At 71.1% G+C, this 13,416-nt stretch carries 12 protein-coding genes and 1 pseudogene; 9 read left to right on the top strand and 4 right to left on the bottom strand.

Going from position 1 to position 13,416, the window contains the following annotated elements; genetic code table 11:
* Nucleotides 1-23: 23 nt before the first annotated feature.
* Entirely contained in the window at nucleotides 24-1,349 is a 1,326-nt protein-coding gene (locus ACFYT4_RS08635; RefSeq protein ID WP_389266616.1) for a M1 family metallopeptidase, read from the top strand.
* Between the two features lie 297 nt (nucleotides 1,350-1,646).
* On the opposite strand, the gene ACFYT4_RS08630 is transcribed toward ACFYT4_RS08635, so the two are convergent.
* Nucleotides 1,647-1,850: a cold-shock protein gene (locus tag ACFYT4_RS08630; protein ID WP_003967102.1), complete on the bottom strand. Its 204-nt coding sequence runs from the start codon at nucleotides 1,848-1,850 to the stop codon at nucleotides 1,647-1,649.
* Between the two features lie 403 nt (nucleotides 1,851-2,253).
* On the opposite strand from ACFYT4_RS08630, the gene ACFYT4_RS08625 reads away from it, so the two are divergent.
* The 5 genes from ACFYT4_RS08625 to ACFYT4_RS08605 all read left to right on the top strand — a co-directional run bounded on the left by ACFYT4_RS08625 (nucleotide 2,254) and on the right by ACFYT4_RS08605 (nucleotide 7,856).
* Complete coding sequence (locus ACFYT4_RS08625) at nucleotides 2,254-3,135, top strand: menaquinone biosynthetic enzyme MqnA/MqnD family protein (protein ID WP_389266790.1); 882 nt, start codon at nucleotides 2,254-2,256, stop codon at nucleotides 3,133-3,135.
* Nucleotides 3,136-3,206: 71 nt separating this feature from the next.
* Nucleotides 3,207-4,961 (top strand): protein kinase, encoded by a 1,755-nt coding sequence (locus ACFYT4_RS08620; RefSeq protein WP_389266614.1) that lies wholly within the window; start codon nucleotides 3,207-3,209, stop codon nucleotides 4,959-4,961.
* Nucleotides 4,962-5,155: 194 nt separating this feature from the next.
* Nucleotides 5,156-6,355: a cyclic dehypoxanthinyl futalosine synthase gene (mqnC, locus tag ACFYT4_RS08615; RefSeq protein ID WP_389266612.1), complete on the top strand. Its 1,200-nt coding sequence runs from the start codon at nucleotides 5,156-5,158 to the stop codon at nucleotides 6,353-6,355.
* Nucleotides 6,356-6,461: 106 nt separating this feature from the next.
* Nucleotides 6,462-7,103, top strand: a complete 642-nt coding sequence (locus tag ACFYT4_RS08610) for a hypothetical protein (protein ID WP_389266611.1) — start codon at nucleotides 6,462-6,464, stop codon at nucleotides 7,101-7,103.
* 57 nt (nucleotides 7,104-7,160) lie between these two features.
* Entirely contained in the window at nucleotides 7,161-7,856 is a 696-nt protein-coding gene (locus tag ACFYT4_RS08605) for a demethylmenaquinone methyltransferase (protein ID WP_389266609.1), read from the top strand.
* 294 nt (nucleotides 7,857-8,150) lie between these two features.
* Here ACFYT4_RS08605 and ACFYT4_RS08600 read toward each other — a convergent pair whose 3' ends face one another.
* Nucleotides 8,151-8,717: a GNAT family N-acetyltransferase gene (locus tag ACFYT4_RS08600; protein ID WP_389266607.1), complete on the bottom strand. Its 567-nt coding sequence runs from the start codon at nucleotides 8,715-8,717 to the stop codon at nucleotides 8,151-8,153.
* 93 nt (nucleotides 8,718-8,810) lie between these two features.
* On the opposite strand from ACFYT4_RS08600, the pseudogene ACFYT4_RS08595 reads away from it, so the two are divergent.
* Nucleotides 8,811-10,106, top strand: a pseudogene (locus tag ACFYT4_RS08595) (geranylgeranyl reductase family protein); the annotation flags it as partial.
* Between the two features lie 64 nt (nucleotides 10,107-10,170).
* Here the strand turns inward: ACFYT4_RS08595 and ACFYT4_RS08590 are convergent.
* On the bottom strand, nucleotides 10,171-10,620 hold the full coding sequence (locus ACFYT4_RS08590) for a DNA-binding protein (RefSeq protein WP_389266605.1): 450 nt from the start codon (nucleotides 10,618-10,620) through the stop codon (nucleotides 10,171-10,173).
* Between the two features lie 158 nt (nucleotides 10,621-10,778).
* Between ACFYT4_RS08590 and ACFYT4_RS08585 the strand changes: the two genes are divergently transcribed.
* The gene (locus tag ACFYT4_RS08585; RefSeq protein WP_389266603.1) at nucleotides 10,779-11,375 is read left to right on the top strand and encodes a hypothetical protein; all 597 of its coding nucleotides are present in this window, start codon (nucleotides 10,779-10,781) and stop codon (nucleotides 11,373-11,375) included.
* Nucleotides 11,376-11,463: 88 nt separating this feature from the next.
* Here the strand turns inward: ACFYT4_RS08585 and ACFYT4_RS08580 are convergent, their stop codons facing one another.
* Nucleotides 11,464-12,105: a DUF5753 domain-containing protein gene (locus ACFYT4_RS08580; RefSeq protein WP_389266602.1), complete on the bottom strand. Its 642-nt coding sequence runs from the start codon at nucleotides 12,103-12,105 to the stop codon at nucleotides 11,464-11,466.
* Between the two features lie 290 nt (nucleotides 12,106-12,395).
* Here ACFYT4_RS08580 and ACFYT4_RS08575 point away from each other — a divergent pair, with 290 nt between their 5' ends.
* Nucleotides 12,396-13,415 (top strand): hypothetical protein, encoded by a 1,020-nt coding sequence (locus ACFYT4_RS08575; protein WP_389266600.1) that lies wholly within the window; start codon nucleotides 12,396-12,398, stop codon nucleotides 13,413-13,415.
* Nucleotide 13,416: the final 1 nt, after the last annotated feature.

The following is a 13,416-nucleotide window of genomic DNA, read 5'->3' as shown; positions in this document are numbered from 1 at the left end:
GGGTCGGGTAAGGACGCATCAGGGTGACGGATTCGTATTTTCCGCAGCACGGCGACAGTGGTTACAGCACCGGGGAGTACGACCTGGAGCTGGACTACATCCCGCACACCGGCCGGCTCGCGGGCCGCGCCAGGATCCGGGCCGTCGCCGCGCGGACCCTGCCCGAGATCCTTCTCGACCTCGGGCGGTTCCGCCTCACCAAGGTGCTCGTCGACGGCCGCCGCCCCGCCCGCTACACCCACCGCGCCGACAAGCTCCGCATCAAGCCGGTGAAGCCGATCCGGGCGGGGGCCGCCTTCACGATGGAGGTCCGCTACACCGGCGTGCCGCATCCCGTGCGTACCCGTGACTGGGGCGAGCTGGGCTGGGAGCAGCTGGAGGAGGGCGCGCTGGTGGCCTCGCAGCCGCACGGCGCGCGCTCCTGGTTCCCCTGCAACGACCGCCCCGGCGACAAGGCCGCCTACCGGATCGCGGTGACCGCGCCCTCCCCGTACACCGTGGTCGCGAACGGCCGGCTCGTCTCCCGGACGATCAGCGCCTCCACGACGACCTGGGTGTACGAGCAGCCCGCGCCGATGGCTACCTATCTGGCGACGGTGCAGATCGGCCCGTACGAGCTGGTGGACGTGCCGGTCGAGGGGGAGGAGGCCGCGGGGGCCGTGCCACAGCCCGCCGCGGTGCCCGCCGCGCTGCTCGGGGGGCGGTTCGAACACGACTTCGCCCGTCAGCCGCTGATGATGGCCGCCTTCCAGGAGCTTTTCGGCCCCTACCCCTTCGACGACTACGCGGTCGTGGTGGTCGACGAGGAGCTGGATGTGCCCGTGGAGGCGCAGGGCCTGTCCGTCTTCGGCACCAACCATGTGGACGGGCGGCGCGGCAGCGAGCGGCTCATCGCGCACGAGCTGGCCCACCAGTGGTTCGGCAACAGCCTCACCGTGGCCGACTGGCGCCACATCTGGCTGAACGAGGGCTTCGCGAAGTACGCGGAGTGGCTGTGGTCCCCGCTCGCCGGCGGGCCCCCCACGGCCGCGATGGCGGCCAGGTCCCGGGCCAGGCTCGCGCTGATGCCGCAGGACATGCGGATCGCCGACCCCGGGCTGCGCCGGCTCTTCGACGACCGGGTCTACGAGCGGGGCGCCCTCACCCTGCACGCGCTGCGGACGGAGATCGGGCATCCGGCGTTCGTGGCGCTGCTGCGGGAGTGGACCGGGACCCACCGGCACGGTGTGGTGACGACCGAGGAGTTCATCGCGCTCGCCCGCCGCCACTCGTCCCGGCCCCTGGACAAGCTGTTCACGATGTGGCTGTACGAGACCAGGCTTCCGGAGCTGCCCCGACATCGTTCCTGAGCGCGCGCTCAGGAACTTCGGGGGCTTTTCGCGGGTCCTTCGCACTGCGCGGGAGGTTCTCCGGGACTCCTCCCGGACTTCTCCGTATTCCTGCGCTTCCCGTGCCTTCCTGCGCCTTCCTGCGCCCTTCTGCGGCTTTCTCCGCTTTCTTGGGCGTATTCCCCGTCCCTCCCGAATGCGGTGGTTCCGGAGGAACACACGATCGGGTGATGCCGGGGGAAAGGCAGGAGCCCCGTTCCTGGCGGACGGGGCTCCTTGGGTACTGCTAAGTCGTACGCGATCGTCGACCCGCGGCGATTAGGCCGGGGTGACGTTCTCCGCCTGCGGGCCCTTCGGGCCCTGGGTGACGTCGAAGTTCACGACCTGGTTCTCCTCAAGCGAGCGGAAACCAGACGCGTTGATCGCGGAGTAGTGGACGAAGACATCCGGGCCGCCGCCGTCCTGGGCGATGAAGCCGAAGCCCTTTTCAGCGTTGAACCACTTGACGGTTCCGGTAGCCATAAGCCCTCCTTGGGCCAAAGGGTTGCCCTGCTCCAGAACCTGCAAACAAGTCTGAAAACTACAAAAGCCTGCGGGTCACATGCTCCGCAGGCTCTGTACTGCAAGGGAAACCAAACTGCAACTTGCGTCGAGCCTAGCACGCAGGGTGTTCGCAGCGGTAGAGGCAATGATCACTTCACCCGGACGCCCGATCGGATCACCCGTTCGCCGACGAACCCCAGGTCGCGAGGGGCGCGGAACTCCGGTCCAGGGCGTGCGCCCGGTGTGTCGGGCCCATGGCGCGATGCGACCCGTGCGCGCCCCCGGCGCGTCCGGAACCCGTCCACGGGTCTAGCCTCACGATGTGGACAGTCTCGGAGAAAGCTCAGCAACCACCGAAGCCGGCCTCCCGGCGGCGGCCGGAATCCGGTCCCCGTCCGACAGCGGGACGGCGGCCGGACAGCGCCCCGCCCGGCCCCGCGTCGGCCATATCCAGTTCCTCAACTGTCTGCCCCTCTACTGGGGGCTGGCCCGCACCGGAACCCTTCTCGACTTCGAGCTGACGAAGGACACCCCGGAGAAGCTCGGCGAGCGGCTGGTGCGCGGCGAACTCGACATCGCGCCCATCAGTCTCGTGGAGTTCCTGCGCAACGCCGACCGGCTGGTCGCCTTCCCCGACATCGCCGTCGGCTGCGACGGCCCGGTGATGTCCTGTGTGATCGTCTCGCAGGTGGGTCTGGAGAACCTCGACGGCGCCCGGGTCGCCCTCGGCTCCACCTCGCGCACCTCGGTACGCCTCGCCCAGCTCCTGCTGTCCGAGCGGTACGGGGTCAGGCCCGACTACTACACCTGCCCGCCCGACCTCGGCGTGATGATGCAGGAGGCGGACGCCGCCGTGCTGATCGGCGACGCGGCCCTGCGCGCCTCGCTCCACGAGGCCCCCCGACTCGGTCTCCAGGTCCACGATCTGGGACAGATGTGGAAGGAGTGGACGGGGCTGCCGTTCGTCTTCGCCGTCTGGGCGGCCCGCAAGGACTATCTGGCGCGTGAGCCCGGGGTGGTCGACGAGGCGCACCGGGCGTTCCTCGCCTCGCGCGATCTTTCGCTCCAGGAGGTCGCCAAGGTCTCCGAACAGGCCGCGCGCTGGGAGGTGTTCGACGCGGAGCTGCTCGAACGGTACTTCCGGACGCTTGACTTCCGTTTCGGCTCCGACCAGCTCGCGGGCGTACGGGAGTTCGCGCGCCGCACCGGTCCGACGTCCGGCTTCGCCGCCGATGTCACCGTGGACCTCCTCGGGGTGGGTTAGGCCCGCCCCGCACCGGCTCGTTCCTCTAGGCTGAGATGCCGTACGGGCCGGGGTTCGACGGGGGGAGACGGATGCAGCCGCTGGATCCGGACGAGCCACGGAGCATCGGTGCGTACCGGCTGCTCGGGCGGCTGGGGGCGGGCGGGATGGGCCGCGTCTATCTCGGCCGCAGCGCCGGCGGGCGTACGGTCGCGGTCAAGGTCGTCCATCCGCACTTCGCGCTCGACGAGGAGTTCCGGGAGCGGTTCCGGCGCGAGGTGGCGGCGGCCCGCCGGGTCGGCGGCCAGTGGACCGCGCCCGTGCTGGACGCCGATCCGGACGCGTCCGTGCCCTGGGTCGCCACCGGCTATGTCGCCGGGCCCCCGCTCTCGGCGGCGGTGACCGGACACGGCCCGCTGCCCGCTCCCGCGGTCCACGCGCTGGGCGGCGGGCTCGCCGAGGCGCTGACGGCCGTGCACACGCTGGGACTTGTACACCGCGACGTCAAGCCGTCGAATGTGCTGCTCACCCTCGACGGGCCGCGCCTGATCGACTTCGGCATCGCCCGCGCCACGGACGGCACCGCCTCCCTCACCTCCACCGGGGTCTCCGTCGGCTCACCCGGCTACATGTCCCCGGAGGCCATTCTCGGCAAGGGCGTCACGGGCGCCGCCGACGTCTTCTCGCTGGGCGCCGTCCTGGCGTACGCGGCGACCGGTTCGGCCCCCTTCCGGGGCGACTCGTCGGCGACCCTGCTCTACAAGGTGGTCCACGAGGAACCCGAACTGGACGCGGTGAAAGGCGACCTGAAGGAACTGGTGGCCCGCTGCCTCGCCAAGGACCCGGCCGCCCGGCCGTCGCCCGGTGAGATCGCGGGCGTCCTGGCACCCGGCGGTGCGGCGGCCCTCGTCGGCACGGGCTGGCTGCCGGGCCCGCTGGTGGCGGAGGTCAGCCGGGCGGCGGTCGCCCTGCTCGATCTGGAGCCGGACGCCCCGGACGCGCGGCCCGAGGCGGCCTCGGGGCCGGTGCCGTTCAGCAGCCCGGCCATCGGCACGTTCGGGCCGCCGGTCGAGCCGTCCCCGCCCGGCGGGCCGGTGAAGCCGTCCGGTGAATTCGGCGCCCCGGTCCCCGTCCAGGCCCCCGGCCCCGGGACCTACGGCGCCACTGCCGGGACCGCGTCCGGCCCGGCGGCCCCGGACGCGACCGTCTCGGGTTCCCCGGTCACGGCCGGGAGCGCACCCCACCCGGAGCCGCCGGAGCCCACCGCCTCCGGCCGCCGCCGGAAGGTCACCTGCTCGGTGACGCTCACTCTCGGCCTCGCCGTCGTCGCGGCCACCCTCGGCTCGGCACTGCTGTTCGACCTCTGGCCGGGGACCGCTGACAACACCAAGGACAACCAGGCCGTCCCCCTCCCCTCCGCGACCGCGCGGAGCTCCACCGGACCGCGGGGGACCACCGGCCCCGGTGCCACGCCGGGCGGCCGGACCGAGAACGTCCCCGAGGCGTTCCTCGGCACCTGGAGCGGCCCCTACACCCTGGAGATCGCGGGCAGCGAGATCGAGGGCGGGAGGTTCGTCGTCGTCCTCAAGGCCGGGAAGACGGGCGCCCGGATCGGCACCGTCACCCAGTACAACGCGCTCGGCGGCCTCACCTGCGTCGACGATCTGGTGCTGCGCGGCGCGAACGCCGCCCGGCTGGTCGCCGACGGCAAGTCCAACGGCGAGTCCGGAACCTGCACCTCCGGCACCCACAAGGTGGAACTGCGCCTCGACGGCGCCCGTCTGCGGTATCTCTCCGACGAGCCCCGCGCGGGCAACCCCAAGGCCGTCCTGACGAGGGCCGGCTGAGCCACCCGGCCGGGCGGACCACCGGGGCTGCCTCCGGCACGGCGCCCGGGGCGCGTCCGGAAGGGCGGGGTCCGGCCTGTCCGAGGGGCGCCGGGGCACCTGGCGTAGGCTGGACCGGCCCGCACACCGCCCGTACACGATCCGTGTCCGAATCCGCACGGGCTCAGGAATCGACCGCCGAAAGGTGACACCCGGTGACCGAGAAGGCCGACCACCAGTCCGTGCTGGACCGTGCTGCCGAGGGCGGGCGCATCACCCCCGAAGAGGCGCTCGACCTCTACCGGTCGGCCCCCCTGCACGCGCTGGGCCGCGCCGCCGACGCCGTGCGCCGCAGGCGCTACGCCGGTACGGAGCACATCGCGACGTACATCATCGAACGCAACATCAACTACACCAACGTATGTGTCACGGCCTGCAAGTTCTGCGCCTTCTACGCCGCGCCGAAGGACACCGCCAAGGGCTGGACCCGTGACCTCGACGACATCCTGCGCCGCTGCGCGGAGACCGTGGAGCTGGGCGGCACCCAGATCATGTTCCAGGGCGGTCACCACCCCGACTACGGCGTCGAGTACTACGAGAAGCACTTCTCCGCCATCAAGGCCGCCTATCCGCAGCTGGTGATCCACTCCCTCGGCGCGTCCGAGGTCGAGCACATGGCCCGGATCTCCGGTGTCACCGTCGAGGACGCCATCCGCCGGATCCACGCGGCCGGTCTCGACTCCTTCGCGGGCGCGGGCGCCGAACTGCTCCCCGAGCGCCCCCGCAAGGCGATCGCCCCGCTCAAGGAGTCCGGCGAGCGCTGGCTGGAGATCATGGAGACCGCGCACGGCCTGGGCGTCGAGTCCACCTCCACCATGCTGATGGGCACCGGCGAGACCAACGCCGAGCGGATCGAGCATCTGCGCATGATCCGGGACGTCCAGGACCGGACGGGAGGCTTCCGGGCCTTCATCCCGTACACGTACCAGCCCGAGAACAACCATCTCAAGGGCCGCACCCAGGCGACGATCTTCGAGTATCTGCGGATCATCGCGATCGCGCGGCTCTTCCTCGACAACGTCGCCCATATCCAGGGCTCCTGGCTGACCACCGGCAAGGAGATCGGCCAGCTCTCCCTGCACTACGGCGCGGACGACCTCGGCTCGATCATGCTGGAGGAGAACGTCGTCTCCTCGGCGGGCGCCAAGCACCGCTCGAACCGGCAGGAGATCATCGATCTGATCCGCAAGGCGGGCCGCGTCCCCGCGCAGCGCACGACGACGTACGAGCACATCGTCGTGCACGAGGACCCGGCGGACGACCCGGTCGACGAGCGCGTGGCCTCGCACATCTCCTCCACGGCGATCGCGGGCGGCACCGCGCACCCGGAGCTGAAGCTCCTGAACGCCAACTGAGGCTCTGGAACAACGGCTGAGGCTCCGGAACACCGGCTGTGGCTGAGGCTCCGGAACACCGGCCGAAGCTCCCGCACCACCGACCGAGGCCCGGAAACGGAACGGCTTGCTCACGATCCACACCGCCCCGCTGCTGCTGCCCGGCGGCGGGCTGCCCGCTGTCCCGGGCGGGGCCGTCGCCGTCCGTGGCCGTGCGATCGAGGCCGTCGGCCCGTACGAGCGGCTGGCCGCCGACCGCCCGGGCGCCCGGGTCCGCCGCTGGCCCGGCGTCATCACCCCGGGCCTGCTCAATCCCCACGGCCCCGAGCTGCTGGAGCAGGCGTACCACCCCGATCCGCGCGAGGCCCGCGAACTCGGCACCGAGCCGCTGACCGGGGACGCGCTCGCCGCCCTGGACCTCGACGAGGTGCGGTGGGGCGCGAGCGCCCGCCGGGGCATCCAGCGAATGCTGGCCCACGGCACGGTCGCCGTCGCGGGGAGCCCGCGGCGGCCCTCGGTCCTGGACGCGGTCACCCGCGCGGGCCTGGGAGTGCTGCCGCGCCCGGGGGAACCGTCCGGTCCGCCCTCGCTGGACCCGCTCGCCGGACGCTCCCCGGCCGACGCCTTCCTGGCACCTCTCGCGGGAGAGGGCGGCCGCGCGGACTTCGCCGTGTTCGACGTCCCGGACGAGGAGGCCCTCGCCGCACGGGGTGCCGCGACCTGCGTCGCGACCGTACTCGCCGGCCGTCTGGTCCACCGGCGGCGCTGAGGGTCCCGTTGTCCCCTGCCCGGCACCGCCCCCGGCCCGGGCGGCAGAATGGGCTGCGTGAACCGAGCCTCCCTGGACAAGCAGCCGCACGAAGTCGCCTCCATGTTCGACAAGGTGGCGAAGAACTACGACATCACCAATGACGTGATCTCGCTGGGCCAGGACCGGAGGTGGCGCAAGCAGGTCGCGAAGGCGGTCGACGCCCGCCCGGGCCAGAAGGTCCTCGACCTCGCGGCCGGCACGGGCACGTCCTCGCTCCCGTTCACCGAGACCGGTGCCTATGTCGTGCCCTGCGACTTCTCCCTCGGCATGCTCCACGAGGGCAAGAAGCGGCACCCCTGGCTCCCGCTGACCGCCGGTGACGCCACCCGGCTCCCCTTCCGCGACGGAGTCTTCGACGCGGTCACCATCTCCTTCGGCCTGCGCAATGTGCAGGACACGGACCGGGCGCTCCGCGAGCTGTTCCGGGTGACCAGGCCCGGCGGCCGGGTCGTGATCTGCGAGTTCTCCCACCCCACCTGGACGCCGTTCCGGACGGTGTACGAGGAGTATCTGATGCGGGCGCTGCCGCCGCTGGCGCGCTCGGTCTGCTCCAACCCGGACGCGTACGTCTACCTGGCCGAGTCCATCCAGTCCTGGCCGGACCAGCCCGCGCTGGCGGCGAAGCTCCAGAAGGCGGGCTGGTCGAAGGTGGCGTGGCGGAATCTGACGGGCGGTGTGGTGGCGCTGCACCGGGGGACGAAGGAAGGCTGACCGGCGTTCCCGTACGCGGGACGGGCACGGGAAGCAGGTCCACTCGCCCTGCGCCGGGAGACACCGGCCGTTCCCGTACGCGGGAGGCGCGCCGGGCGGCTGCCGGACGGCGCGGTGGCGTCCCGGCCCGGCGAAGGCCCTCGGACCGGGCCCGTGACCCGGGACCCGTCACCGGCGCCCGGGCCAGATCCCGTACGAGAGAACCCGGCCCGGAACCCGGACCTGAGCCGGGCCCGCGTCAAGGAGCCGGGGCAGTGCCCGTACGAGGGAGCCGGGGCCGGGGCAGGACTCGGCTCAGATACCGGACGTGCCTCCGGCCGCGCCGCCACCGCCGCCGCTGTCCGTGTCCGCGCCCAGCTCCAGACGGAAGCAGTACCCCTCGCGCTCCGAGCCCGGCACCCGGAAGACCTGCGTCCGTTCCATCCCCAGCCGTGCGACGACCGCGAGCGACCGCTCGTTCCCGGCCTCGACCATGGCCACCACCCGTCCGACCCCCGCCGCCCGTACCCGGTCCAGCGTCATCCTGGCCGCCGCCGTCGCGTACCCCTTGCCCCAGGCGGGCCGGGCCAGCCGCCAGCCGATCTCGATCTCGCCGTACGGCCCGAACTCCTCGTGCGGCCACGGCTGCGCGCCCGTGAAGCCGACGACCCGGCCCTCCTCGTCGAGAACCGTCCACAGACAGAAGCCGCGTTCGGCGTCGTGCCGCCGCTGGCGAGCGGTCAGTTCCTCGTACACCGACAGCTCCGCCCCGCGTCCGCCCTGGAACTCCATCACCTCCGGGTCGTCGAACACCCGGTGCCAGGCGAAGGCGTCCTCGTCGGTGGGCACACGGAGCTGTACGGCGGGCAGGAGCCTGCTCATAAGGGGGAGCCCTTCAGTCGGCTGATCGTTACGTCCCCCTAGACTGCCCTTGTCCCGTGCCGTTCAGCACGCCCCAATCTTCGAGCCGTCGGGAGAACCGCCGTGACCGAGCCCCTCACCGAACACACAGCGGATGTGATCGTCGTCGGGGCCGGCCCGGCCGGCTCCACGACCGCGTACTACCTGGCCAAGGCCGGACTCGACGTCCTGCTGCTGGAGAAGACGGCGTTCCCGCGCGAGAAGGTCTGCGGCGACGGTCTCACCCCCCGCGCGACCAAGCAGCTCGTGTCCATGGGCATCGACGTCTCCGAAGAGGCCGGCTGGCTCCGGAACAAGGGCCTGCGGATCATCGGCGGCGGGGTACGGCTCCAGCTCGACTGGCCGGAGCTCGCCGCCTACCCGGACTACGGACTGGTCCGCAAGCGCGACGACTTCGACGAGCAGCTCGCCCGGCAGGCGCAGAAGGCGGGCGCGCGGCTGTACGAGCGCTGCAATGTGGGCGCGCCGGTCATCGACGAGCGGACCCGCCGGATCACGGGTGTGGAGGCCAGGCTCGGCGAGGAGAAGACCCCGGTCACCTTCCACGCGCCGCTCGTGGTCGCCGCCGACGGCAACTCCTCGCGCATCTCCCTCGCGATGGGCCTGCACCGCCGGGAGGACCGTCCGATGGGCGTGGCCGTGCGGACGTACTTCACCTCCCCCCGCCACGACGACGACTATCTGGAGTCCTGGCTGGAGCTGTGGGACCGCCGCGGCCCCGGCGAGGACCGGCTGCTCCCCGGCTACGGCTGGATCTTCGGCATGGGCGACGGTACGTCCAACGTCGGCCTGGGCGTGCTGAACACCTCCGCCTCCTTCAAGGAGCTGGACTGGCGCGAGGTCCTCAAGGCGTGGTGCGCCTCGATGCCCGAGGACTGGGGCTACACCGACGAGAACATGACCGGCCCGATCCGCGGCGCCGCCCTCCCGATGGCGTTCAACCGCCAGCCGCACTACACCCGCGGTCTGATGCTGGTCGGTGACGCGGGCGGGCTCGTGAACCCGTTCAACGGCGAAGGCATCGCCTACGCCATGGAGTCGGCCCAGATCGCGGCCGAGGTGATCGTGCAGGCGTTCGCCCGCTCGACACCGGCACAGCGCGAACTCGCCCTCCACCGCTACCCGAGGGTCCTCAAGGACACCTACGGCGGCTACTACACGCTCGGCCGCGCGTTCGTGAAGCTGATCGGCAACCCGAAGGTCATGAAGATCGCGACTCAGCGCGGTCTGACCCACCCGATGCTGATGCGCTTCACGCTGAAGATGCTGGCGAACCTGACGGACCCGACCGGCGGCGACGCGATGGACCGCATCATCAACGGGCTCTCCAAGGTGGCCCCCCGAGCCTGACCGGTCGGCGCGGGGCCGCACGGCACGAGGCCGAGCGGCCCGCGTACGGCGACCGGGCGGGCTCTCAGACGTTGACGATCTTCACCCTCGGTGAGCCGGGAAGCTCCTCAGCTGCCTTGCACAGCGCGGGGATGTGCGATCTGTCGGACGTGACGAGCAGTACCGGGGGTGTGCAGAGCGCGGCCGTGGCCACGACGAGTGCGTCCACGAGGCATTCGTGTCCGTCAAGGCCGGAGACCTCCAGCAGCTTTGCCGCGGCGTCCGTCACCGCGTCGTTGACCGGTTTCACGTCGAATCGGGACAACAGGAGCTGGAGCCGCTTGGCTGCCTCCCCGGTTCGGCGTACCCCCAGGGGTGTCAGTGCGGACAGCGCCACGCGCCGTCCGCTCTGCTGAGCGACCTCGATGCGCGCTCGCATCCCTTCGTCGCCATCGGCGTGCAGTGAAAGCCCCTGGGCATCCAGGACGAGCGTGCCCTCGCTCTTGGCCTTGATCTTGAGGCGCTTGCTTACCACTCCTGTTCCGCCTGCCGCCTGGCCTCGGCGGAAACGGGGCCGAAGGCCTTCCGGTCAGCGGTCACGACCTCGCGCAGCTTCTGCGCGGCGAGCCACTCCTCCAAGGCTTCGGCGACGACGGAGGAGAAGCCGTTCTTGACGCCAAGGGTGAGCCGCCGGTGTCTCCGCCGTCCACCGTGACGGTTCCGGGGACGTCGGAGCCCGCGCTGACCGTGGTCAAGACCGCGAAGACGGAGAAGCCGGGCAAGCTGGTCGTGGGCGAGGAGATCGATTACAGCTTCCTGGTCACCAACACGGGTAGCGTCACGTTTAAGGATGTGAAGGTCGATGAGGGTGAGTTCACGGGTAGCGGCAAGCTGAGCCCGGTGGCCTGCCCGATCGGTGCCAAGTCCATGGCTCCGGGTGCGTCGGTGACCTGTACGGCTACGTACAAGGTGACGCAGGCCGATGTCGACAAGGGTTCGATCAAGAACACCGCGACCGGTACCGGCACTCCGCCGAATGGCAAGCCGCCGGTCTCCCCGCCGTCCACCGTGACCGTGCCCTCGGATGGCAAGGGCAAGATCGGTCTCACCAAGGCCGCCGAGGTCACGGACGTCAACAAGAACGGCCGGACCGACGCGGGCGACCGTATCGACGGGAAGTTCACGGTCGCCAACGAGGGCCCGCTGACCGTCACCGGCATCAAGGTGGTCGACCCCACCGCCGGTGCGGTGACCTGCCCGAAGACCAGCCTGGACCCGGCCAGACGATGAAGTGCAGCGCCAAGCCGCACGTCATCACCGCCGAGGAAGCCGAGCGCGGCAAGGTCGTACTCTATGGATGTGCTCATCTCTGGTTCTCTCACAATTCTCGGGCGATGCGGTGGATGAGTTGCCGGGACTTTTCCGGATCGAGCGACGCCTGTTCGGCGATGCCGAGCAGGGACCCGTACTTGCGCAGGTCGGCGTCTGTGTCCAGGAAACGACCACCGACGGCGCTGTCGATCTGGACGGTGTCGAGCTGAGGAACACGTCCGCTCGCATAGAGAACAGGTTGCGTGACCTCGATGAACCTCTCGTTCGTAAACGGAATCACCCGGACGGTTACACCGGGTCTTTCTGAAGCGCCGACCAGGTGTTCAAGCTGTTCGTGAGCAACCTTGCGGCCCCCGAAACACATCCGCAGGGCGGCTTCGTGGATGATCGCGTCAAAGCGCGGCGGCATGGAGCTGTCGAGAACCTCCGCCCTTCGGCGCCGATGGCTGACGCGGGCCTCGATCTCCTCGCCCGGTAGTTTTGGAATCGCACCGTGGAACAAAGCTCGGGAATAAGCTTCTGTCTGCAAGAGACCGGGCGGCGTGACGCTCGTCAAGGAACGCAGTGCTGTGGCGTGATGTTCCAGTTCGGCCATGTCCAGGAAGCCCGGCGAAAGGACGCCGCGGTACTCGTCGAACCAATGCTGCCCCCGACGTTCCTTCGAGATGGCGCACAAGGCGTCGAGCAACGCGCCGTCAGCACAGGGATAGAAGGTCGCGAGCCGCCGCTGAACGCTCCGACGACTCTCTTTCGAGCCCGCTCTGCCTGCCTGAGAACACCTCTGCCCCAGGAGCGTTCCAGGGGTTCCGGCGCGAGGAGGGATCTGCGGACTGACACCGGTGCCCCGAGCGTCGCTCCGCGAGGTATCCCCGGCTCGGTGGAGCCACGGCGGGACCGGCGGGGCCGCCGCTTGACCTTCACACCGTGTGAGGTCGTGGACTGGCCGCCCTGCCCCACCGCACCGAGAGAAGGCCCGCCATGGCCACCCCGTACACCGGATCCGGCCCCTACTGCTATGCCAATTCCCTGGTGATGGTCCTCGGGCCCGACGCGCCCGCGCCCGTCGTCGTGGAGACCCTGACCGGCTCTCCGTACGGCGTTCAGCTGATCGGTGGCACGCTGCCGATGTTCGATCCGTACGGCTGGGATCCGGAGCTGGGACTGGACGCCGCCGCCGGACTGCTGGGTTACCGCTGCACCCGCACGTCCGGCGGCACGCCGGATGAGGCCATGGCCCGGCTGCGGACGGCCGCGGCGCGGGGGCCCGTTCTGGTCGGGCCGGTCGATCTGGGGTTGCTGCTCTACCGGCCCGGCACTCCGCTGCCCGGTGGCGGTGACCACTATGTGGTGGTGCTCGCGGTCGAGGGCGACACCGTGCTGCTGCACGACCCGGAGGGGCATCCGTACGCGACGCTCGGGGTCGCCCCCTTCCTGGAGGCATGGCGGGCGGACTCGGTCACGTACACGGACACGCCGTACGTGATGCGGACCGACTTCGTCCGGGAGGAGGACGTCACCGAGGAGGAGGCCCTGCGGCGCTCCCTTCCGGGGGCCGTCCGGTGGCTGTCCGGCCGCGAGGACCTCCCGGTGCCGCCCGGCACGCTCGGCGGAGCCGCCGCGGTCGAGGGCCTCGCCGCGCTGGTCTCCCGGGGGCTCGACCCGCAGACCCGGGAACTGCTGGGGGACTTCGCGATCCGGGTCGGGGCCCGCCGGCTGAACGACGCGGCCCGCGGTCTGGCCCGGCTGGGCCTGTGGGAGCCCGCCGCCGTCGCGGCCGGCCAGGCCAGGGCCCTCGGCGCACTCCAGGGGCCGCTGGTGGCAGGGGACGACCGGGCGCTGGTCGCCGGTCTGCGGCGGCTGGCGCCCGGCTACGAGCGATGGCGTACGTCGCTCACCGAGGCGCTGAGCACCGGCGCGCCGGTCACGGGAGAGCCCGCTGTGCCGGTCGGCGGGACCCCCGGGTCAGGCCGTCTATCGAAAGTGGATCTCGACTGGTGAA

This window comes from Streptomyces sp. NPDC004609, assembly GCF_042873655.1.
Classification (GTDB): Bacteria; Actinomycetota; Actinomycetes; order Streptomycetales; family Streptomycetaceae; genus Streptomyces.
Note: the sequence above shows the minus strand (reverse complement) of the source record. Positions and strands in the feature narration are given on the sequence as shown.

Bases quoted from the DNA above. Each gene is read 5' to 3' on its own strand.
- ACFYT4_RS08630 (WP_003967102.1), bottom strand. From the start codon at position 1,850: ATGGCTACCGGAACCGTCAAGTGGTTCAACGCTGAAAAGGGCTTCGGC.
- ACFYT4_RS08620 (WP_389266614.1), top strand. From the start codon at position 3,207: ATGCAGCCGCTGGATCCGGACGAGCCACGGAGCATCGGTGCGTACCGG.
- ACFYT4_RS08600 (WP_389266607.1), bottom strand. From the start codon at position 8,717: ATGAGCAGGCTCCTGCCCGCCGTACAGCTCCGTGTGCCCACCGACGAG.
- ACFYT4_RS08575 (WP_389266600.1), top strand. From the start codon at position 12,396: ATGGCCACCCCGTACACCGGATCCGGCCCCTACTGCTATGCCAATTCC.